The organism is Pseudoxanthomonas sp. UC19_8, assembly GCF_042700505.1.
Classification (GTDB): Bacteria; Pseudomonadota; Gammaproteobacteria; order Xanthomonadales; family Xanthomonadaceae; genus Pseudoxanthomonas_A; species Pseudoxanthomonas_A winnipegensis.
In genome coordinates, this window is sequence record NZ_CP170559.1 from 3,605,199 (window position 1) to 3,626,031 (window position 20,833).

Below are 20,833 nucleotides of genomic sequence, written 5' to 3' on the forward strand. Positions count from 1 at the left end.
CTATGGCCACGAAGGATGGCCGGACCGCATGACCTTCCGAGGCGCGACGTCGCGGCCGATGCTACGCGTGTTTGCAGGCCTGATCCGACGCCGCTTCTACGCGACGGACCGAAAGCGCGCACGCTGCAACGCGATTCGGTCCCCGCATGTGCGCATGGCCGCGCAATGCCCCTGAACCCTCGTATAGATCTGGCACGTCCGGGAGATCGATCTCCAGGCGCAACGCGGCAGTCGCGTCCCCGCAGTGGCCGGTCACGACCAGGGCGGGCCACGGATGGCGCGCCTAACCGTTACGCCGCGCGAACGCCTCGAACCGCGCATGCTCGGCGGACAGCCGTTCGCGGAACTCCGGCGTGTCGGTGGGCCCGAACCCGACCTCGGCCTCGCCCCGCTCGATGCGAGGGAACACCGCATCGCAGAACGCGTCGGGATCCGCACCGTGCGCCTGTCCCGGCCCGGCCAACGCGGTGGCCACCGCCGGTGGAATCAGTTCGGTGACCGTGACGCCGCTGCCGGACAGGGCGCGGCGCAGGTTCATCGTGTAGCTGTGCAACGCCGCCTTGGCCGCGCTGTAGGCCGGCGCGAAGGTCTGCGGATTGAAGGCCCCGCCCGAGGTGACGTTGACGACCTGCCCGCCGTGACGGGCCGCGCGCAGCAGCGGCATCAGCAGCGTGCCCAGGTGGATCGGGGCACAGAAGAGCAGATCGATCTCCGCCTGGCGTTCGGGCCAGGCCGCGGTGTCGTGGGCGATGTCGATCCGGCGCTGGATGCCGGCGTTGTTCACCAGCACGTCGAGTCCGCCCAGCTCGGATGCGACCCGATCCGCCAGCCGCTCGCGCGCGTCGGCAAGCGACAGGTCGCCCGCGATGGTCAGGCAGCCAGGCAACTCGGCCCGCGCCTGCTCCAGGCGTTCTGCGGAGCGGCCGGTGATCACGACCCGTGCGCCGCCTTGGGCATAGCGCTTGGCCAGGCCCAGCCCGATCCCGGAGGTGCCACCGGTGATGAGCACGATGCGTTGTGTTGTCATGTCAACAGAATGCATCCGCTATTGTTTCCATGTCAACAACGCGGAGAGACGCATGAGCAAGCTTTCGGAACAGGAAATGGGGCAATGGATCGCCTGGAAGCGCGCCACCGAGGCGGTGATGGCCGCGGTCGTCGCGGACATCACCGCTCAGACCGGCCTGTCGGCCGCGGATTTCTCCGTGCTGACGCGCGTGGTCGAAACGCCCCAGGGCCGCATCCGCCAGCAGCGCCTGTCCGACGACCTGGGCTGGGAACGCAGCCGACTCTCACGCCAACTGACGCGCATGGAGGCGCGCGGGCTGCTGCAACGCGAAGGCTCGACCGCCAACTGGCAGGTGGTCGCCACCGCCGACGGACGCGGCGCCGTCCGCGACGCCCGCCGCGTCCACGCCGCCGCCGTGCGGCGCTCCCTGATCAATGCCGTGCCCTCAGAAGACGCCGACGCGTTCTGGCGTGTGGTCGCACGGCTTGGCGCGGGCAATCCGTCGCCCTGACAACCCTTACTGCATGTCCACACACTCGCCCAATGGCCGGACCACGCAGTGGTTCAAAGTGCTTTAGTCAGCGCGCAGGCTTGTCTTCCTCGTGCAACTGGTCGCCCTTGAGAAGCCCCGCAAAGCCCTCTGTGCCGAGACTTTCTCGCTCAGGAGCGGTATGGATTGGATGACCATGACATCCACAAGCACGACACCACGCCTACAAGACTGCAGGCAGGCTCATCCCTCCTCCAGCGGCTCCCCGCCTCGCAGCCGCTGCGCGTAAATCGTATCGACCAGCACACGCACCTCGTGCGCCGCGGCGAAGATGCTCTCCCCCAACGTGCTCAGGCTGGCGTCGTCCAGCTGCGCGCCCGCGCACACCGCCACCATGTCGCTATGCGCGCTGATCGTGCGCAGCAGCTGATGGCACCGATCGATCTGCGCCAGGGTCGCGCCGAACGCGTAGGTCGCACCGGGCCGCGCGGCGATAACTCCCGCGGTTTTAGGGGATCTCCTGGAGGCTTTCGAAGTCGTCACGGCACGATTCCTCGACATGACGGACAGCGCGTCCGCGGATCGAGGCTATCGGGTCCCCTTCGATATCCGAAAATCAGATATTGGCTTGCCGCCCGACTCTCATTTTCCGCACCGCCACGCCGATGAGATCAACGCGCCGGGTCACGCGCGAAGAATACTCACCCCCGACAGCGCTGCTCACCGCAGACAAGCGCGCCGCCGAGGGCTATGGTGCGAGTGGGGATGGGGGCTTGCATGGGACGCAGACGTAAGCAGAACGGCATCGACGTGGTCGCAGCGCTGCCGTGGCCAGTGGGAGTTGCTGCCGGGCTGATCGGATTTCTCTTGGTGCGCTACGGCTTCGAAGGCTGGATAAGTCATCAGAGCGGGCCGCTGGCACAAGGCTTCAATCAAGGCATCGGGGCCATGCTCGCGCCGCTGGCCTGGATGGTACTGGCCATCTGCTGGATCGGCGCGATGGCATCCTTCGTCGGCAGCCGCCATCGCCGCAAGCTGCTCGACACCCGCACCGATCTGGAAAGCCTCAGCCAAGGCGGCTGGCGCCAATTCGAGCTACTGGTCGGCGAAGCCTTCCGGCGCCAAGGCTATGCCGTGGAGGAAACCGGCCTGGGCGGCGCCGACGGCGGCATCGACCTCATCCTGCGCAAGGAGGGCCGCCGCACCCTGGTGCAATGCAAGCAATGGAAGCGCCAGCAAATCGGCGTCAGCGTCGTGCGCGAGATGGCCGGCCTGCTTGCCCATCACCAGGCCCACGCGGTGAAGATCGTTTGTATCGGCAGCTATACCAAAGACGCCGAACTCTTTGCCAAGGGCAAGCCGATTGAGCTGATGGGTGGGGCGCAGCTGCTGGAGATGATCCGCGCTGTAAAGTGCTACGCGGCGCCCCTGCCCGCATCACGAGCCCACATTGAGCCCGTGATGATCCCGATCGAAGATAACCCGATGCCCATGGCCACTGCGGCTTGTCCGCGCTGCGGGGGCGACCTGGTACAGCGGACTAATCGGAGGACCGGCGAAGGCTTCTTGGGCTGCAGTCATTTCCCGAGGTGTCGGCCACATGCGTGAAAAGGTAGAAATTGCGCTCCGACTATTGTTCTCCACCGGGTTGCTAGAGGAACTGCATGAGCGCCACATTTTTCAAAAAGAGCGCGCCGCTCTTGTTTCTTCAGCGGCATAGTACTCGGCGAATCACATGAAAAGGATGGAATGAAGTGAAAATCAATTCAATGACAATTACCGGGCTATTTGGGCGCCAGGAAACATTACACGTCGAATTCAATAGCGACATCAACGTTTTAACCGGAAGAAACGGCTCGGGAAAGACAACTATAATGAAGCTTGCTTGGTTCATTATGAGTGGAAATATTCTCTTGGCATTGAAGGAGGTTGATTTCAAATCCTGCACTCTGGAAACCTCAGAGTACACATGTACCGTCATCCGAACTGGATCTATTTACTGCAAAGTAGAAATGGAGATTGGTGATAATAAATTTACGTTGGAAGACGACTCAAACGAATTCGAGGATGAGCACTTCACAGAGTCTGCGGAAGACAAAGCCGCCGAGTATGTTGTCAACGCGGGAAGTTCTATCTTTTTCCCGACCTTCCGACGCATTGAGGGCGGATTTTCGATGGGGTCCAAATCGGCGCTCCGAGTAAGGACATCGGGAAGAGCTGACTCAGATATTGACGAATCGCTCGCAGCACTTTCTCGAAGATTGAGTAAGGAGGAACACGTGTTCGTGGCGGCAATCTCAACTCAGGATATCGTTAGCTTGCTTCTCAAGAGATACGCCGGATTTTCAGAGGACATAAATTCATTTCAGGCAGAAGTGTCTAAAATTGTCATCGATAAGATTAAACACTACGAGAGAGAGCAAAGTAGTCGCGAGGATGCCGATGCGTTGTTATCCGAAACTAGAAAAGATATTGAAAAGATTGAGGAATTTCGAACCTCGACCATGCTCCCATTAGACGCAATCAGGCTTTTGGTTGAAAGGTTATTCCAACACTCAGGAATATCTTTTGGTAAGCGCCTGAGCTTTGGCGATGCGGCAGAAGCAGTGAATAGTGAAGCCCTATCCGCAGGCGAAAAGCAGATGCTCAGCTTCATTTGCTATAACGCCTTCTACAAAAATTCCATTATTTTCATAGATGAGCCGGAACTTAGCTTGCACGTGGATTGGCAAAGGCAGCTTTACTCAATCCTTCAATCTCAAAATTCGGGAAATCAATTTATATTTGCAACGCACTCACCGTTCATCTACGGAAAGTATCCAGACAAGGAAGTTGTTATTGGATTGGATCGGGGAGATTGAGATATGAGTCAGGAGCGAACAACCCTCACAGTTGACGAAATTTTTGAGACTCTGAAAAGAACATCCTTGCCGACCGTCTTAGTCGAGGGTAAGGATGACATTATCTTTTACAGGGCTATTGAGAAGGATTTGAAAGAGTTTGGGGTTGATATGCTCCCCGCGGGGAATAAGGGGGCGGTGCTTGGAGTGCGCGATAAGTTAATTAGAAATCCTGTTTCTGCACCTATAATCTTTGTCGTTGACAAGGACATATGGGTTTACAACTTCTCGGAAGAGGCCGAAGATTTCCCGGATGTCATCAAAACAGATGGCTACTCAATAGAGAATGACTTGTTTGCCGATGGGGAACTGCTTGAATTCCTGGATGAGGAAGAAAAGGTTTCTTTCAACAACGACCTCTCTAGTTTCTTGCGCTGGTATGCACTTGCCGTGAATCGAGCAGCCGCAGGCAGAGAGTCAAGCTTTAGAACCCACCCCGGAAAGGTCTTAGACGACGAAGAATTTTATCGCCAACAGACCGCTTTAGATGAAGAAGAAGTCTATCCGGAAAGATTATTAGAAGAAATATATTGTGAGTATGGCCGGATGCTACGGGGAAAGTCTCTTTTTGCTCTTTTAATGCGGCAACTCTCTGCTCCGAAGAGGAAAATTAAATTCAGTTCAAAGCAATTGATGGCTGTGGGCGCAGCTAGAAAAGGTCACAACTACAAGAAACTACGCGAGTCATTGCGGTCAGCTTTGGAAGAAAAATTGAATGCCTGAAATAGGGATAATAGCGAGCGTAATCACCGGTCGAAATCCGATAAGAGACCAGAACAGGATCAGAGTGCAGTGTCTTTGCAAGACGCGCCGACCCCTTCCACCGCCCTGATCTACCTCCTTGACCTGTCCTGCATCCCCCGCACGGCATCCTCACCGCCAGCTCAAATGACGGAGAACACGATGATGAAGTGGATGGGGGCCGCACTGGCCACGGCGTTGCTGGTGTCCGGCTGCGCCAGGGTGGAGGGCGAGAAGTTCGTGGGCCACTGGGTCAACGTGCAGACGCAGGACGAGACGATGGACATCGAGCGCAGCGGCGAGGCCTTCATGGTCCGCAGCACCACGCCGAAGTTCTTCAGCCGCAAGCCCCAGACCGACAGCTACCCGGCCATCTACAAGGACGGCGCGCTGCAGGTGAACAACGACGGCGAGACGGTCACCTTCGCCATCGACGAGGCCAACGGCCACCTCAACACCGGCAGCGACCAGTACCGACGCGTAGAGGCCAAGTAATCCATTGGGCTGGGCCTGCGACCGCGGGCCCAGCCCGATCATTGGATAAACAGTACGCTTCGATCGACCCATATTGGAGTAGCACGGGGTCAGAGTGCACTTTCTGATAAATCCCGCCCCACCCCAATTTTCCATCGACGTCCCCCGCTTTCAGTAGCGGGACTCTTTAGAGTCCGGGCTTCATCCTAGCGGCTTTGGCCGCTAGCTGTTGGCGCGCTCTTGTGAAAGGCACGCTAGCTCGTTCGAAAGGCACGCTAGCTCGTGATTTCCCTGCCGCCTCTTATCAGTTCCCGAAGTGCCGGGAGACGGAATGAGCGCCGCGAGCGCCAAAAAGCTGCACTCTGACCCCTATTTTCCCCCTGCGCCGGGGCACGCACTCCCCAAAGTACCGGGCGCCCTGGGCTGCTGGGCCGGCACCGGGCAGCGGGGGACCGTCAGGCTGGCGGGGCCACCAGGCTCACCACGACGCGATGCACGCACGGACGGCCAGGACGCTGAGGGTGAGGAAGAGGACGAGCTCCAGCATGGGCGTCTGCGCATGGAGGAAGCCGACGGGCACGCCCCCATCGGCGTGGAGGTTTCATGGGCTGCCGAACACGCGCCCCGCGAACACCGCGGCGCCGAGCAGCAGCAGGACGGTGGGGTAGAACGTCAGCGCGAAACCGAACGCCCGGCCGCGCGCGCCCCGCGCGTACCCGACGAAGAACAACGCCCGCCCCAGCAGGAACATCCCCGCCGCCACGGGCAGCACTCCGAGCCAGCGCGCAGGCGCCAGCGCCCCCCAAGCGGCGTAGACGGGCACGGCCAGGGCCAGCTGCTCCAGCGTGTTCTGCAGCAACGCCTGGAGCAACCGCGCCTGGCGGGTGCCTTCGGTCATGCCACTGCCATCCAGGTCGGCCGGCGTATGGAAGCGATGGGCTGCCAGCCGCGCGATGCAGAAGGCCAGCGCCAGGGCAGGCGCCAGCGCCGCAAATGCGACCAAGTGCAAACGCCCCTCCAGCGTGTCCTCCGCCCACGCGCCCGGCATGGCGAGCGCCGCGCCCAGCCCGACCGCCGCCAGCACCAGGGCCGACGCCATCCCGAAGGCAACACCGCGCTGTGGCGTGGACAAGCTCATCGGGCCCCTGATCGCAGATCCCCCGGTTGCGCCGTGCCGCAAGGCGGCCGGCCGGACGGATGGTGGTTCGGCTACAGCGCGCCCGACATGACGCCGGCCGCGAGAATGCCGAACAGCATGGCAGAGAACACCGCCAGGATCGTCATGCCCGGACGCCGCCCTGCCAACCCTTGAGGGCATCCCATTGCGCGGCCAGCTCCCGGAACGGAACCCCGGTCACAGCCTGACCCAACCCGATCATCGCCAGCACCACCAGCAACGCGTAGAGCCAACCGAGCGGCTTGAAGCGCCACAGGTCATAGCTGACCGCCGCCCAGCCACCGACCATGCTGAGCACGGCACCGATCGTGAGTGCGTGGATGCCTGCTTTGCGGGTTGCGGAGATCACGGTTGGTCCATGTTGGCTGGATTAAGCCGATCTGCGAAGCAATGCAGGAAGAGACGCAATAATCGTCAAAGGTGTGTATCGCATTTTCACCCGCCTAGCGCTACTGGCACAGGTTCAGCCTCTCAGCCCCTGCCACATTCCATCTGATCGACGACGTTGGCAGTCGCCGCTCGAACGCTCTTGTCGCCTACCTGCCCCTCAATCACTTCAGCGTGGTAGTGGATCTGGCAAGTTTCGCCGACTTCCGGAATCCGCTTGCCGTCTTCGAAGTGCGGTAGCGACACCACTCGTTCCTTCCCTTTCGTTTTCACTCTGAACTGGATCCAAGTACGGACGTATCCCGTGTAGGGCGGGATAGTAGATCGTTCAATGATGGCTGCATCCTGCAATGTTTCATTCTGCTGGTCAGCTCCGGTAGATGCACAGGAAGCCTCAGCCGCAAGCGTTAGCGCTAGGATACAGAGTTGGACTCTCATCATGGGGTCCCATTCTGATCAAGTAGGAAATTATAAGACTGACCGTGGCACCACTAGCGTCCTGGTTGCGCCGCGACGGCTCCAGCGCTTACTGACCAAGGATCGTTAGAACTTTCGATTAGATGCAAGCCAGTCTCCGCATGAATTATTCTCCAAAGTGAACGGCAACACCCCCTCTTCCTGGAAGGGACTTATATTCTCTGCCGTGCTTACAATTGTCCTCCTTAATACACGACAGGTGACGTCGTCCTTCTCGCCCCCTATCGTCAAAAGATATACTTCAAAAAAAGTTTTATTCTCAGTTTTTTCGCAAGTCTTTTCTGAAACTATTTTTTTCGCACCATAAACCCAAGTGGCTTCTGACTTTGTATATGTGACTTTTCGGGCTGGTGGACCAAGCTCATTCTCTATCGCTCTTAAATCTTTATGCGTAGAAGCAAAAAGAACATCTTGGTATAAATTTCTGTTGCTGGCAGGGACCCAGCCTGTTTCCTTCGATTCGTAAGCGCACTCGCCAGCGTACAACTGCTTGGTGTAAAGAAGCAAAAGCGCGGATGAGATTATGAGCTTCATCATTGCTGCGGGCTCCCATAATGCTTGCAATTGAAGCATAGGTCTTCAAGATAGTAGCTTCCTTCTTCACTTCGATGCCACTTTGCGTTGAGGTGGTTAGCCTCACAGCGGAACTGGAAAGCAGAGGAAGGGCTCGTCGAGAAAACCCCTGCCGCTTAGAGTCAGCCTGGCCTTGGACTAACGCATCGATCAATACCCGGAGGGGGCGGAGCCTTTCTATGCATGTAAGAGAAGCAAACGTGATCGCAACCTCCGAGGACTTGCAAGGCGTCTGGACTACTCAAGCAAGTTATCAAACAATCATCGGAAGGTAGGCAGCGGGCTCTTAATGCATTTATCTCACAAGCCTCAACTATATTTATCGACCTACGCAAGGGCGATTTGCACGCGTTGAACTTGGTGACTTCTCCAACGTCTGGAAGTGGAGGTATAGAAACGCTGGCAAGCGGCATAGTGGCTGCAGACTTACTTGAGTTATCGTTATCGGGAGCACATCCGGATATGCATAGGATAGCTAACAAGAGAGATGAGCTACGTTTCTTCACAGGGGACCGCGCGCTTTTGAGATATTTTATGTAAAGCACGTGCAACCGAGTCTTTCTTCTTATATCACCCTCCCAGTGACAGGTGTTCCAGAAGGAGCACGCTTCTACTCATCGCGCAGTTGTTCGATATTGATTGAATTCCGAGAGCAAAGGCATTGACTCAGCGACACTGGAAAGCCGCTCTTTGACCTGACTCTCGGTCATCCGCGTTTCCACTCTCCGCGTGGAGCGCTCGATTAAGCTGTAACCGCTTGTGCGTAGATTTCCAACGTAATTCGGTCCTGCCGCTTCGCTTGTCGTCACGATGTAATGCTTCGTCACGCCGACTTGTCTCAGGTGTGGCCCCACCAGCAGTTCATTGCTTGAGTCGGAGACATAGATTTCTTCCGAATTCATAACCCAAATCTTGTACCCGTCAGGCAAACTACTGACAGTTGTCCTCGTGCACCCGAAAATAAGTGCAGACACGAAAATGGCAGCGGCGAATCTTTTCACGGCGTACCGCCTCCTTTTAGCCAGTGGAAATGAAAGCACGAATTGCGGGACAGCGCGCAGTTTCGAATCAGGGGTCGGAGCGCAGTTTCATGTTTCCAAAGACACCGTTCCGGTCCTGCCGACTGATCGCAAGAACGTGCTCCGACTTCTATTATTGGCAGGCCTACAGACCGACGAGCGAGGTACTTTAAGGCTGCGGTCAGTTTGCGAAGCACCATTACACTGGATGAGCACCGGCACCATCAGACATTTTGATCTGACCCATATTTTTACCGGCTGCAGAGATCGGGCACTACTTCTTATCGCTTGACTTAATTTTCTGCAGCCTTACATATACGTCTTTAGAAACATCATCTTCGTCCAAGAAGGTAAATAAGAGACAGCCTTTGAACTTTGGATTACTTCGCGCGATTCTCTCGATCTCATTGATGCAATCACTACCATGATGTAGAAAAAGATCTTCGATGGGTCCGGCTCCCAGAGCGCCCATGGTTTCAGGCGTCGAATCGGCATCCAGTATGTTGATAACACTGGTCAGCAGCTCAGCGGGATGGTCACAAGCCTGATCGTATAGCATGTCAACTGCCCATGAATAATCTAGGTATTCGCCGCTATCTTTATCTAGATCGCGGGCAATCAGCCACGCATCAATAGCTTCTTTGTTCATCGTCTTGTCGCCCAATACCAAGCATCGATTGGAACTTGACAGCCTTTGTTTGCAGCCTCATTCAGAAGTTTTCTCAAGTGAGCTTGCCTTCCTCTCAACTGGTCCCAATGCGTTCTCTGATCTATATCTCCGGCATTCTCTGCCAATTGCCTGAAGCGGCGGGCGATTCCGTTCTTTGCCACGTTAATCTGTCGAATTAGTTCATCACATCCTTTATCGTCAGGACAGGCCGCGTTTCCTAGCAAGTTACCCAGCAATCCACCGGCGGCAGCTCCCCCCATGCCACCTAATTCAGCGCCACCTACTGCGCCTGCGGCGGTGCCTGCAATTGGCACAACCGAACCTCCCGCTCCACCGAGTACCCCGCCTCCTGTAGCACCGATTGCCCCGCCGCAAAACGCCCCCGCCGCCGTGTACGCGGCCACGCAAACCTGATCCTTTGCCAAGCCCAAGATATCTGTAAAGAGCAACGGACTTGAATCCACATATGCGTAGGAACTGATACCGCCACTTAGCCCGATGGGATCTGGCTGTGGATACCGTCCCGTGGCTGGCTCGTAGTCGCGAAAGTAGTTCTGGTTGAGCCCAGTTGCCGCATCGTATCGCTGCCCCGGGAACCGCATATCCAGATTGAACGTCGCGCCGTTTCCATCCGGATCCTGCTCCGGCGCCGTGGCGCCGAAGGCCTCGCCCTTGATGTCCCACTTCCAGATCGCGGTGTTGGCTACCGGGTCGATGACCACGCGGGGGCTGCCCAGATGGTCGGGCTCGATGTAGCTCACTGTGCCGGTAGCTGCGGTGCGCAGGCCCACCGGTAGATCATCCATCCAGATCGCCTGCTGGACGGGGGTGCCGTTGGCGCCGTAGTCGCCGATCCAGTGGCCGGCCTCGTCGTACAAGGTGTAGGTGTTGGACGTGCTCAGATAACTGCGCACGCGCTCGCCCTTGCCGTTGTACCTGTAGTTGCGGGTGGTGGTTCCGCCGGCTTTGACGCTGCTCATCCGGCCGGTGTCGTCGTAGACGAACTGCTTGGCCGTCCCGTTGATAGCCGTCGTGTTGCCGGCGGCGTCGTAGGTGCGGGCGATGCCACCAACGTTGGTGAGCCGGTGACTGGTGGTCGGATAGCTGTAGGTCGAGGTGCCCGATGCGGTGGTCAGACCGATGCGGTTGCCGGTCTTGTCGTAGCCGTAGCCATCGATCACCGTCCCGGTCGGGCCATCCTTGAACTGGGTCAAGCGCCCCAGGGCGTCGTAGCCGAAGCCGACCTGCGGCAAGGTGCTGCCCGGCTGGGTCAGCTCCACGAGATTGCCGACCTCGTCGTAGTTGAAGCCGACGGCGAGCCCGCCCGTGCTGGCGTCATGGATGGCGGCCGGACGATAGTCCAGATCCAGCGTGCGGGTCATCTCGCGGCCGTTGCCGTAGGTCCAGCCTGCCGCTGGACCGAACGGGTGATAGCTCGCGCCGGTGAGCAGCACCTGGCGGGCGCCAGCGCTCGGTTTGACGCCGACCTCGGCGATCCGCCCTTGGCTGTCGCGCACATAGTCCACCACGGCGCCATCGGGATAGGTCATGGCGGTGAGCTGGCCGCCCGGGGAATAGCTATAGCGCAAGGTCAGGGCCACGCCGTTGACCGTCTGCACCTTGCGGGTCAGGTCGCCAAAGCGGTTGTAGCAATACTGCGTGGTGCCGCTGCCGTCCTGCATCTTGGTCAGGCGTCCCACCGGGAAGCTCTCGGCGGCCGTGCACACGCTCTGGTTTGCGTCGTAGGTGTAGGTGACGTTGAAGCTGGTATTGGCGTAGGCGATGCCGGTCAGACGGTTGAGCGCGTCGTAGCTGTAGGTCGTGGTCTTGCTGCGCGCGTCCTTCTGGGTAAGGCGGTTCCCCGCGCTGTCGTAGGTGAACAGTGTGGTTCCCGTATCGGGGCTGACCTGCTTGGTCAGATCGCCCAGGCCGTTGTAGGTGTAGGTGGTCTTCAGCCCCTTGGGGTCGGTGACCTCGGTCAGGTTGTCCAGCGCGTCGTAGGCGAACTTGGTCTCCGCAGCGATGCCGCCCACGTCCTGCAGTGTGCGCTTGAGGCGGTTGAGCGGGTCGTACTCGGACTGGGTGACCCGCGACAGGGCATCGGTGGCCGAAGTCGTGTTGCCGTTGGCGTCGTAGCCGTAATCCGTCGGATTGCCCACGGCATCGGCCTGCGTCGCCAACTGGCCGAGTTGGTTGTAGACCCGGCTCAGGGTGCGCTTGAGGTTGCCGTTGGCGTCCTTGGTGTCTTCGGCGATCCGGTTGCCGGCATTGTCCAGGGTGTAGTGGATGGTGTTGCCGGCGTTGTCGCTGACGTCGGTCAGGCGATGGGCCGCGTCATAGGTGTAGGCGGTGAAGGCGCCGTCGGGCTGAGTGACGCGCTTGACCAAGCCGGTGGGCCAATAGTCGATGCGGGTGATGCGGTCGTCGGACTCGGTGCTGCTGTCGGCGCCGCGCATCTTGGTGGCGGTCAGCCAGCCGCGCGGGTGGTATTCGTAGTCGGTGATGACGCCGTTGGGATCCTTGACCGAGAGCGGGCGGCCTGCGCCGTCGTAGGCGAGGGTTTCGGTGACATGACCGAGTGCGTCGGTCACCTTCCATAGGTCGCCCTTGCGATAGAGACAAGGAGCGGAACCCGTGGCGCAGCCGGAATCATCTAAGCCGCGGTAGCCAAATGCCGTGGAATCTATCGAGCCGTCCTGAGGGCTATCAGCGCTTAGAAGCAGACCAGCGACCGGGCACGCTCCCGCGTCCACTTCTGGCTGCTCACAGTAAGTGAAGCTGTTGCTTCGGGAAGTACCATCGACTTGATTGGCGAGGGTGACACTGAGGGCCTGCCCCCTAGCGTTGAGCACATAGGTTGAGACTTGGGCGCTACTCACGGATCTGACCAGATGGTTGGTCAATTGGCTACGCCAGCTTTCCAGCGTTCGCTGCTCAGCCTTCCCAGCAGCCTCTGTTCGCTTGGTAATCCACACGTCTCCAAGCGATGAATCAGAGCGATCTTCGTAGGAAAATAACTCCTGAACTCCCCTCTTGTCAGTGCGTGACGCCACCCGACGCCGGAAGTCTGCTGAATCCGAGAGGTAGTCTGTAGAAGACGTGCCATCGCTTGCGACTACCTGAGCGATCTTGCGGTATGGCGTTGCGGACGAAAAGTGGATTTCCTCAACCTTTCCTAGCGCGTCGACATGGGTTGCTGTCCCATCAGGCCTATAATCAAACTCCCCCCGACCTACACCTCCGGCGTGTTCAGATAGAACGGCCAGACCGTTTGGATCGTATGCAAAAGTTGCGAATCGCGCTCCGCTTTCGTCCGCAATCCCCGTCAAGGCAAAAGCAAAGCTTTGATTTTCATAAAAGTACTCCTTCGTGGAGCCGTCTCGATACGAAGCGTAACGCAAGCGCTTTTGTTCGTCGTACACGTATGAGACCAGAACGCCGTCCGAATCGTTTATTGACTCAACCTCGAGCGAGTCCTTGTTAGGTCCGCCGACGTAATTGAAGTTGAGGTATCGTCCGGTCGAGTGTACTGCACGTTTAATTCTTCTTTCGCTGTCGAATTCTATTGATATCTGGTCGCCGGAAGCTCGCTGGACCAAGTAGGCACGCCCGAAAGAATTAAATCGATAGGTCTCGTAACCTGTGTCGAGCTGATACTCGCCTCCGAGGTAGCGCAATTTTGCGCCGGAGCCATCTATGGCTTCCTCATTCTCGAAGACGATCAGGGCACCATTAGGATAAATAACTGCCGTTGAGCCGCTACCATCAACGACCCTAACGTTGAGACTATGCGTCCAATGCTCGCTTATTCCTCCTGGGGCTCTGAAGGCGGCGTTGTAAACGCGATCGAGCTTGATCCAGGGCGTACTTATATCCACCTCAGTCTGCGTCTTATTGCCAGTAACGACGCTAATCGGATTATCGCGCAGGTCGCATGGAGAACATGACAGCGGAGTTGTGTAAAGAGTTACGATGTTCTCCACAACACAGCTCTTGCCATTCCATCCGAAATATTGAGGACAATCTACGGGTCTATTTCTCCACTGTTGCACAGTCCAATGTGTGGTGCAGCTGGCATCGCTCGCCACCATATCGAAAACGCGAGATTGAATTCCTGGAATTCCGTAAGGAGTACTCTGATTTTCCCAATCTTCCGTGGGCGTGAGCGAGGTGAAGTTGCAGCCGGGGTATTGCGCTTGATAGGCGGCCAGGGTGAGCGCATTTGCTTGGTCTTCTGATGCCACACCGGGGGGATCAATGCCATAGCCCGTGTATAGCCAAGCGCCCACATCAGGCTGCCGAGGAGTTGCCCCATAAACGTATTCGGTTATGCCATACGATTGGTCCGTGTACTCCAACTGTTCGGCATACACATAAACTCCGCCTTGCGACCGAACTGCAGCAAGCGCGGCGCCCTCTGAAGGAAAAGTGCCTGTCACCGCACTGGTAGTCCAAGATTGCGGGGCATCAGCGCCCGCGGCGCCTGATGCCAAGCATATCGAGCATGCGACCAGCGCCCTGAACCGTCCAGCCCTCAGGTGCTCCCGTCGTGTCCATCTAGACCAACCGCAGAGAAATAGATTTAGAACGAATACAGCAACAGGCCCTACTTGGCGCAGCCACAAATTCTTCATTCTAGAAATTCCTTTTATGCGGCATGCCATCGGTGCAGCCGATCCCCGTCGGTGATAGTACTACCTACTTTGCGTCACGCAGAGCCACATTCGATTGAAACTGGAACGAGCGCTCGATAGCGCTATCGAAGATCAGCGCTGCCCGCGATGCGCTCCCTCTTCCTGGCTTCTGCTCCCTCTCAGCTGCATCAGAACAAGTCGCCTTGGAAAGGCGTCTCCGCATTAGCAGTGCGCGTGTATTCGGGCCGACCTTCCTGCCCCCCCAACCGCCACGCCAACCCCGACATCCGCTCGGCGTGGCGGGCCAGGGCGTCGCGCAGGACCTGGGCGCTGCCGGCGATGTGCAGGCGGGTGCGGGCGCGGGTGATGGCGGTGTAGATCAATTCGCGCGAGAGGACGCGGCTGTCGTTGCGGGGCAGCTGTAGCCAGACTTCGTCGAATTCGCTGCCCTGGGCCTTGTGCACGGTCATGGCGAAGGCGCTGTCGTGGGCGGGCAGCGTGGCGGGGTGGAAGGCGCGCACTTCGCCAGGCGCGTCGCCGGGGAACCAGGTCATCAGGGGGCCGCTGTCGTCCTGTGCCGCAGGAGCGCTTGCTTCGCTGCGCCCCGGGAGGGGACTTGCTTCGCTACGCAGGCAGATGCCGATGTCGCCGTTGAACAGACGGTGGCGGTAGCTGTTCTGGGTGATCAGCAGCAGGCGACCGTGGAACCAGGCCGGGGTGGGGCCGGTGCGGCGGCCGGAGAGCAGTTCCTCGATGCGGGCGTTGAGGCCGCGCGCGCCCTGCGGGCCTTCGCGCACGGCGGTGAGCAGGCGCAGGCGCTGGGCGCGGGCCAGGGCGGTGGCCGGGTCGGGCGCGTCGGCCAGGCTGCGCCAGTGCGCCAGCAGGGCCTCGCGCTGCACGTCGAACGGGTCCAGCACGTCTTCGTGGAAGTGCACGCCCTGCAGGCCGCCGCCGCGCAGCAGGGCCAGCGCGGAGTCGGCGTCGCCGCTGCGCGCGGCTTCGGCCAGCGGGACGAGGTCGAAGTCCGCGTCCTGGCGGTAGCCGCGATGCAGCTGCACGCGGTGGCCGCGCAGGCCGGCGGCGTCGGCGTCGATGGGCGTGGTGGTGCCGAGCAGCGGCTGCAGCGCGCGCGCGTCGTCCGCGCGCAGGGCGTCGCCCGGCCCGGCGGCGGCGAGGATGGCGGCCAGCACGTCGCCGGCCTCGACCGAGGGCAGCTGGTCGGCGTCACCCAGCGCGATGAGCTGGGTGCCGTCGGCCACGGCTTCGACCAGCTTGCACATCAGCGGCAGGTCGACCATGGAGGCCTCGTCCACCACCAGCACGTCCAGCGGCAGCGGGTTGTCGGGCGTGTGGCGGAAGTCGGGGCTGTCGGGGATGACGCCGAGCAGGCGGTGCAGGGTGCTGGCGCTGTCCGGCAGCGCGTCGCACAGGGCCGGGTCGATGCCGGCGGCATGCATCGCCGTCACCGCGCGACGCAGGCTTTCGGCCATGCGCTCGGCGGCGCGGCCGGTGGGCGCGGCCAGGGCGATGCGCGGCGGCGGCGCGCCCGAGGCGGCGGCCAGGGCGATGCGCAGCACCAGCAGGCGCGCGATGGTGGTGGTCTTGCCCGTGCCGGGGCCGCCTGTGACCAGCAGCAGGGCACGGCGCAGGGCCAGCGCGGCGGCGCGGGCCTGGCGGTCCTCGCCCAGCGTGGCGTCGGGGAACAGGGCGGCGAACACGTCGTGCACCTGGCCCGGGTCGTCGGTCAGCAACGGCTGCGCGGCGATGCGGCGCAGGCCGGCGGCCAGACGCGCTTCGTATTCGCGGTAGCGGCGCAGGTAGAGCAGGCCGGTGCCCGCGCCGGTGTGTTCGAACACCAGCGGCGCGTCGGTGGCCGAGGCGGCGAGCGGATCGTCGGGTTGCGCGATCCAGGGCGAGGCGCGCAGCTGTTCGATCCAGTCGGCTGGATCAGGCCAGGGCAGCGGCGGCTCGGCGCTGGCGGCGGGGCCGGCGTCGATCAACAGGCGCGGGCGCGCGGGGTCGAAGCCGGCGTGGCCGTTGGCCACGGCCAGGGAAGCCAGGGCGGCGGCGGCCAGCACCGCGTCCGGTGTGTCGGGGCGCAGGCGGCGCAGGCTCTGCGCGAACGCGTGGTCGAGCGTGCGCAGGTGGCCTTGGGTGTGGAGGGCGGTGAGGAGGGAGGGGGTGGAGCTCATGGTGTGCGCTCGCTTGGTGCTCCGGCGCCGTGATTGCGAGCGTGCTTGGGGTCGTGGGTGGTGGTGGGAAGGGAGCGCGTGTTCGGTTGGGCGTGGAGGGGTTTGCGCTTGTTGCCTTCGAGCGGTGTGCTGCGTACGTTTTGTGTGTGACTTCGGAAGCGCCCCCTCACCCCCTCAATCGCTAGCCGCGATTTCGAGCTCTCCCCGCGAGCGGGGGAGAGGGGGCAGAAGATGGCGCGCGCCGTGGAGAGGGGGCAGTGAGGTGCGCGTGCGGGTGAACCGAAGCGTGCAAGTGAGCGCTCATGCCGCGGCCTCGGCGGCGTTGCCGGCGAACAGGGCGTCCAGGGCGTGGATCAGTTCCGGCGCGAAGCGCTGGGCATGGACGCCGGGCGAGTCGGTGCGGATGGCGTCCAGGCCGCGGCAGAACAGGTAGCGCAGGCCGCCGAAGTCGCGGGCGTAGTCATAGGCCGCGCCCAGGCGGAAGCGCAGCCAGCGATGCAGGGCCAGGGTGTAGATCAGCGCCTGCAGGTCGTACTCGCTGTGCGCCATCGCCTGGGCCATGGCCGCGGCGTCGTACTGGGGCAGGCGGTTGGACTTGTAGTCCAGCACGTACCAGCGCCCGTCATGGGTGTAGGTGAGATCGATCAGGCCGGTCATCAGGCCCTCCAGCACGCGGCGCAGGCCGAAGCCGTGGCGCTCGCGGATCACGCCATGGGCGTGCAGCAGCTGCAGCAGCGCGTCCACCTGGGTGGGCTGCAGGGCGAACTGGAATTCGATCTCGGCGCGGCGCGCCTCGGGCGGCAGGTCGCACAGGCGCAGGCCTTCGGGCAGGGCGACGGTCAGCGTCTGGCCGATCAGGTCGGTCAGCGCGGCCACGCCGTCGTCGAGGGCGTCGAGCGGGTAGCCGCCGGCCTTGAGCGCGGTCTCAATCGTGCTGCGCTCGTCGGCCGGCGCGGGGTCGCCGGCCTGCCAGTCGCGCCAGGCGCCGAAGTCGGCCTCCTCCAGCGCCGCGTGCAGCACCACGCCGAAGCGGTTGCCGGAGAAGCGCGCGTCGAAGGCCTCGGCCGGCTGGGTCGCGTCAGGCGCGGGGTCGGCCTCGGCCTCGGGTTCGTCGCGGCCGCCGGCGGTGGCCAACGTGGCCCGTGTGGAGGTGTCGACGCTGCCGCCCTCGGCGTTGGCCAGCTGGGTGAAGCTGTAGACCCACCAGTCCGGGGCGAGGTGGCGCGTGGCCTGGCGTGCGGGCGGTGTGTCGCCGGCATGCGGCGGCGGCAGCCACGACAGCGCGGCGGGCTGGGTGTCGTCGCGGACGATGTCTGCAAGCTCGGGCAGGCCGTCGAGCATGGGCCAGAGCGGGGTCCTGCGGTGCTCGTAGAAGGCGCCAGTAGCGATCCACAGCGCGTGCTCGGCTCGGGTCAGGCCGACATAGAGCAGGCGCGCATCCTCGGCGCGCTGGGCGTCGATCCAGCGCTGCCTGGCGGTGGCCCAGCCGGAGGTCTCGACCTGCAGTCTCCAGTGCAGCGCGCGCGTGCCGTCTTCGCCGGCCACCACGCAGGCGCGGCCCGGGTCGGGCGGCTTGCCGCCGATGCCGGCGAAGGGCAGGAACACCAGCGGGTACTCCAGGCCCTTGGACTTGTGCAGGGTGACGATCTGCACGCGGCGCGCGTCCGATTCCAGCCGCAGCAGCTGGGTCTCGTCGTCCGGGTCGGCCTGGGCGATGCGCTGGCCCAGCCAGTCCACCAGGCCGGCCAGGCCCAGCGCGCGCGCATCGGCCTGCTGCAGCAGTTCGCCCAGCTGCAGGTAATTGGTGAGGCGGCGTTCGCCGTCGAACAGGCCCAGCAGGCGCTCGGCGTTGTCGGCGCACAGGTCCGAGACCAGGGCCAGCGGGCCGCCGCGCTGCCAGCGCTCGCGCCAGGCCACGGCGCGCTGCTGCCAGGCGCCGAGCGCGGCGCCGTCTTCTTCCAACGCGGCGATGCCGGCCGCGTCCACGCCCAGCAGCACGGTGGCCAGCGCCGCGCGCAGGCGGCCGTCGTCGGCGGTGTGCAGCAGCGCCAGCAGCAGGGTCAGCAGGTCGCGCGCCTCAGGGGTGGCGAACAGGCTCTGCTTGCCCGCCGCCACCGCCGGGATGCCCACCGCGGCCAGCGCTTGCTGGATGCGCGTGGCCTCGCGGTGCGTGCGCACCAGCACGGCGATGTCGCCGGGCTGCACGGGCGCGTCGTTGAGCGTGGCGCTGCCGGCGCGGGCCTCGCTCAGCACCGCGTGGATGGCCGCCACGCAGGCCTGGGTGGCCAGCTCGCGCGAGCGCTGCGCGCTGTAGGGCTTCTGCTTGCCGGCCTCGTCGCTGGGCGGCGGCGGGGCTTGCCACAGCGTCAGTGCGGGCGCGTCGCGCCCGGCGCGCCGGTAGTCGGCATCGCGGCGCTGGGTGCCGGGCAGCACCGGGTGGAAGGCGATGTTCTCGTCGAGGAAGGCCTGCGCGCCGGCCTGTGCGTACAGCGCCTGGATGGCGCGCAGCACGGCCGGGCGCGAGCGGAAGTTGCGCTCCAGCGGCGGCGCGATCTGCGCGGTGGCCGCGGCGCGCAGGTAGGTCTGCACATCGCCGCCGCGGAAGCCATAGATGGCCTGTTTGGGGTCGCCGATCAGGGCGAGGAAGCGGCCGTCCGCGCCCTCGCCTGCTCCCTCGCCGAACACCGTGTCGAAGATCGCCCACTGGCGCGCGTCGGTGTCCTGGAATTCGTCGACCAGCGCCACCGCGTACTGCGCGCGCAGGCGCTGGGCGAGCGCGGCGCCGTGCGGGCCGGCCAATGCGTCGGCCACGCCGTCGATCAGGTCGTCGTAGGTCTGCACGCGCAGCTGGCGCTTGCGCTGGGCCAGGCGTGGGCGGGCGGTGTCGCGCAGGGTGTGGAGCAGGCGCACGCTGGCGCGTTCCTGTGCGTCGGCCAGCTCGGCGAGCGCGGCCAGGTACGGCGGGATCAGCGCGCACAGGGGCGAGGTCGGCGTGGACGAGGCCTTGCCCTTGTTCGTCCTGGCCTCCAGCGCCTCGGGCGCCAGCAGCGCCAGCTTGGGGTGCGGCGGCGTGGCCCAGTCGCCGCGCGCGCAGCGCTGGGCCAGGTCGTCCCAGAGTTCGTGGATCCAGGCGGCCTTGTAGCTCTGGCCGTTGAGGATCTTGGCTTCCACCGCCTCCAGCAGCGCGGCGCGCAAGGCATCGCCATGGGTGGCGAAGGCGTCGGCCAGCGCCTGCGAGGCGCGGTGCAGTTCGGCCGCGCTGCGCTCGGGGTCGTCGGCCTGCGCGGGCAACGGCGGCAGCAACACGGGCTGGCGGATCAAGGCGTCCAGATCGCGCGCCAGGGCCTCGGGGCCGGCGGGCCACAGCGTCATCAGCAGCGGCGCCTGCGTCGCGTCGGCGGCGGTGGTGCGCCACAGGTCGGCGGCCAGTTCGTCGCGCAGCGCGCGGTCGTTGGCCAGCAGCTCGGGTGCGGCGAAGGTCTGGTCGCTTTCCAGCGCATGCTCGCGCAGCACGCGCGCGCAAAAGCCGTGGATGGTGAAGATGGCGGCCAGGTCGATCTCGTCGGCGGCCTGGCGCAGGCGGCGGCGCAGCTGCGCGGGCGTCTCCTCGCCGGTCTGCAGATGCGCGGCGATGATGGCGCGGCTGAGGGCGATGTCGGGCGCTTCGGCTGCGTCCTGTGCTGGGTCCTGTTGCCCCTGTGGGAGCCGCCATGGCGGCGAGGGGCTTTCCCCGGTTACTGCGTCTGCGCCGCCCTGCCCTAGTTGGGGATCGGACGAGTCGGCGAGTTGGTCGGTAGAGCCACTCGCCGCCATGGCGGCTCCCACCGGGTCAGGGACCAGGGAGGCGGCCAGGGCCAGGCGCTCGCGGATGCGCTTGCGCAGCTCCTGCGTGGCCGCGTCGGTGAAGGTCACCGCCAGGATCTGGCCGATGCGCAGGCGCCGCTCGACCACCAGCCGCGTGACCAGCGTGGCCAGGGTGAAGGTCTTGCCGGTGCCGGCGCTGGCCTCGATCAGGCGCGTACCGGTCAGGGGCAGGTGGAGGAAGGGGTCGGTGGGCGGGGTCATGCGCGGGCGTGGTGCGCTGTGGGGC

The 20,833-nt window shown here is 62.7% G+C and carries 15 protein-coding genes; 5 read left to right on the forward strand and 10 right to left on the reverse strand.

The window, feature by feature from the left end:
- Window positions 1-283: 283 nt before the first annotated feature.
- Window positions 284-1,027: an SDR family NAD(P)-dependent oxidoreductase gene (locus ACFJIT_RS15920; RefSeq protein WP_379654222.1), complete on the reverse strand. Its 744-nt coding sequence runs from the start codon at window positions 1,025-1,027 to the stop codon at window positions 284-286.
- Between ACFJIT_RS15920 and ACFJIT_RS15925 the strand changes: the two genes are divergently transcribed.
- Complete coding sequence (locus ACFJIT_RS15925; RefSeq protein WP_379654223.1) at window positions 1,002-1,520, forward strand: MarR family winged helix-turn-helix transcriptional regulator; 519 nt, start codon at window positions 1,002-1,004, stop codon at window positions 1,518-1,520. The two genes, ACFJIT_RS15920 and ACFJIT_RS15925, sit on opposite strands and share 26 nt — an antisense overlap.
- A gap of 222 nt (window positions 1,521-1,742) precedes the next feature.
- On the opposite strand, the gene ACFJIT_RS15930 is transcribed toward ACFJIT_RS15925, so the two are convergent.
- Window positions 1,743-2,042: a hypothetical protein gene (locus ACFJIT_RS15930; protein ID WP_379654224.1), complete on the reverse strand. Its 300-nt coding sequence runs from the start codon at window positions 2,040-2,042 to the stop codon at window positions 1,743-1,745.
- A gap of 234 nt (window positions 2,043-2,276) precedes the next feature.
- Here ACFJIT_RS15930 and ACFJIT_RS15935 point away from each other — a divergent pair, with 234 nt between their 5' ends.
- The 4 genes from ACFJIT_RS15935 (at window position 2,277) to ACFJIT_RS15950 (ending at window position 5,635) form a co-directional block, all read left to right on the forward strand.
- On the forward strand, window positions 2,277-3,107 hold the full coding sequence (locus ACFJIT_RS15935; RefSeq protein ID WP_379654225.1) for a restriction endonuclease: 831 nt from the start codon (window positions 2,277-2,279) through the stop codon (window positions 3,105-3,107).
- A 146-nt stretch (window positions 3,108-3,253) separates the two neighbouring features.
- A complete protein-coding gene (locus ACFJIT_RS15940; RefSeq protein WP_379654226.1) occupies window positions 3,254-4,360 on the forward strand; it encodes an AAA family ATPase in 1,107 nt (368 codons plus the stop codon).
- A 3-nt stretch (window positions 4,361-4,363) separates the two neighbouring features.
- A complete protein-coding gene (locus ACFJIT_RS15945; protein WP_379654227.1) occupies window positions 4,364-5,122 on the forward strand; it encodes a DUF4435 domain-containing protein in 759 nt (252 codons plus the stop codon).
- A gap of 180 nt (window positions 5,123-5,302) precedes the next feature.
- Entirely contained in the window at window positions 5,303-5,635 is a 333-nt protein-coding gene (locus ACFJIT_RS15950) for a hypothetical protein (RefSeq protein WP_337053089.1), read from the forward strand.
- 580 nt (window positions 5,636-6,215) lie between these two features.
- Here the strand turns inward: ACFJIT_RS15950 and ACFJIT_RS15955 are convergent.
- The 8 genes from ACFJIT_RS15955 to ACFJIT_RS15990 all read right to left on the reverse strand — a co-directional run bounded on the left by ACFJIT_RS15955 (window position 6,216) and on the right by ACFJIT_RS15990 (window position 20,808).
- Window positions 6,216-6,752, reverse strand: a complete 537-nt coding sequence (locus ACFJIT_RS15955) for an MAPEG family protein (protein ID WP_379654228.1) — start codon at window positions 6,750-6,752, stop codon at window positions 6,216-6,218.
- Between the two features lie 142 nt (window positions 6,753-6,894).
- The gene (locus tag ACFJIT_RS15960) at window positions 6,895-7,140 is read right to left on the reverse strand and encodes a hypothetical protein (protein ID WP_379654229.1); all 246 of its coding nucleotides are present in this window, start codon (window positions 7,138-7,140) and stop codon (window positions 6,895-6,897) included.
- A gap of 122 nt (window positions 7,141-7,262) precedes the next feature.
- On the reverse strand, window positions 7,263-7,424 hold the full coding sequence (locus tag ACFJIT_RS15965; protein ID WP_379654230.1) for a hypothetical protein: 162 nt from the start codon (window positions 7,422-7,424) through the stop codon (window positions 7,263-7,265).
- 1,418 nt (window positions 7,425-8,842) lie between these two features.
- Entirely contained in the window at window positions 8,843-9,130 is a 288-nt protein-coding gene (locus ACFJIT_RS15970) for a hypothetical protein (protein ID WP_379654231.1), read from the reverse strand.
- Window positions 9,131-9,521: 391 nt separating this feature from the next.
- Window positions 9,522-9,896: a DUF6869 domain-containing protein gene (locus tag ACFJIT_RS15975; RefSeq protein ID WP_379654232.1), complete on the reverse strand. Its 375-nt coding sequence runs from the start codon at window positions 9,894-9,896 to the stop codon at window positions 9,522-9,524.
- Window positions 9,893-14,290, reverse strand: a complete 4,398-nt coding sequence (locus tag ACFJIT_RS15980) for an RHS repeat-associated core domain-containing protein (protein ID WP_379654233.1) — start codon at window positions 14,288-14,290, stop codon at window positions 9,893-9,895. The genes ACFJIT_RS15975 and ACFJIT_RS15980 overlap by 4 nt, the downstream gene beginning before the upstream one ends.
- Before the next feature lie 449 nt (window positions 14,291-14,739).
- Window positions 14,740-16,743, reverse strand: a complete 2,004-nt coding sequence (recD, locus tag ACFJIT_RS15985) for an exodeoxyribonuclease V subunit alpha (RefSeq protein ID WP_379654234.1) — start codon at window positions 16,741-16,743, stop codon at window positions 14,740-14,742.
- 300 nt (window positions 16,744-17,043) lie between these two features.
- Entirely contained in the window at window positions 17,044-20,808 is a 3,765-nt protein-coding gene (locus ACFJIT_RS15990) for a UvrD-helicase domain-containing protein (protein WP_379654235.1), read from the reverse strand.
- Between the last annotated feature and the right edge of the window lie 25 nt (window positions 20,809-20,833).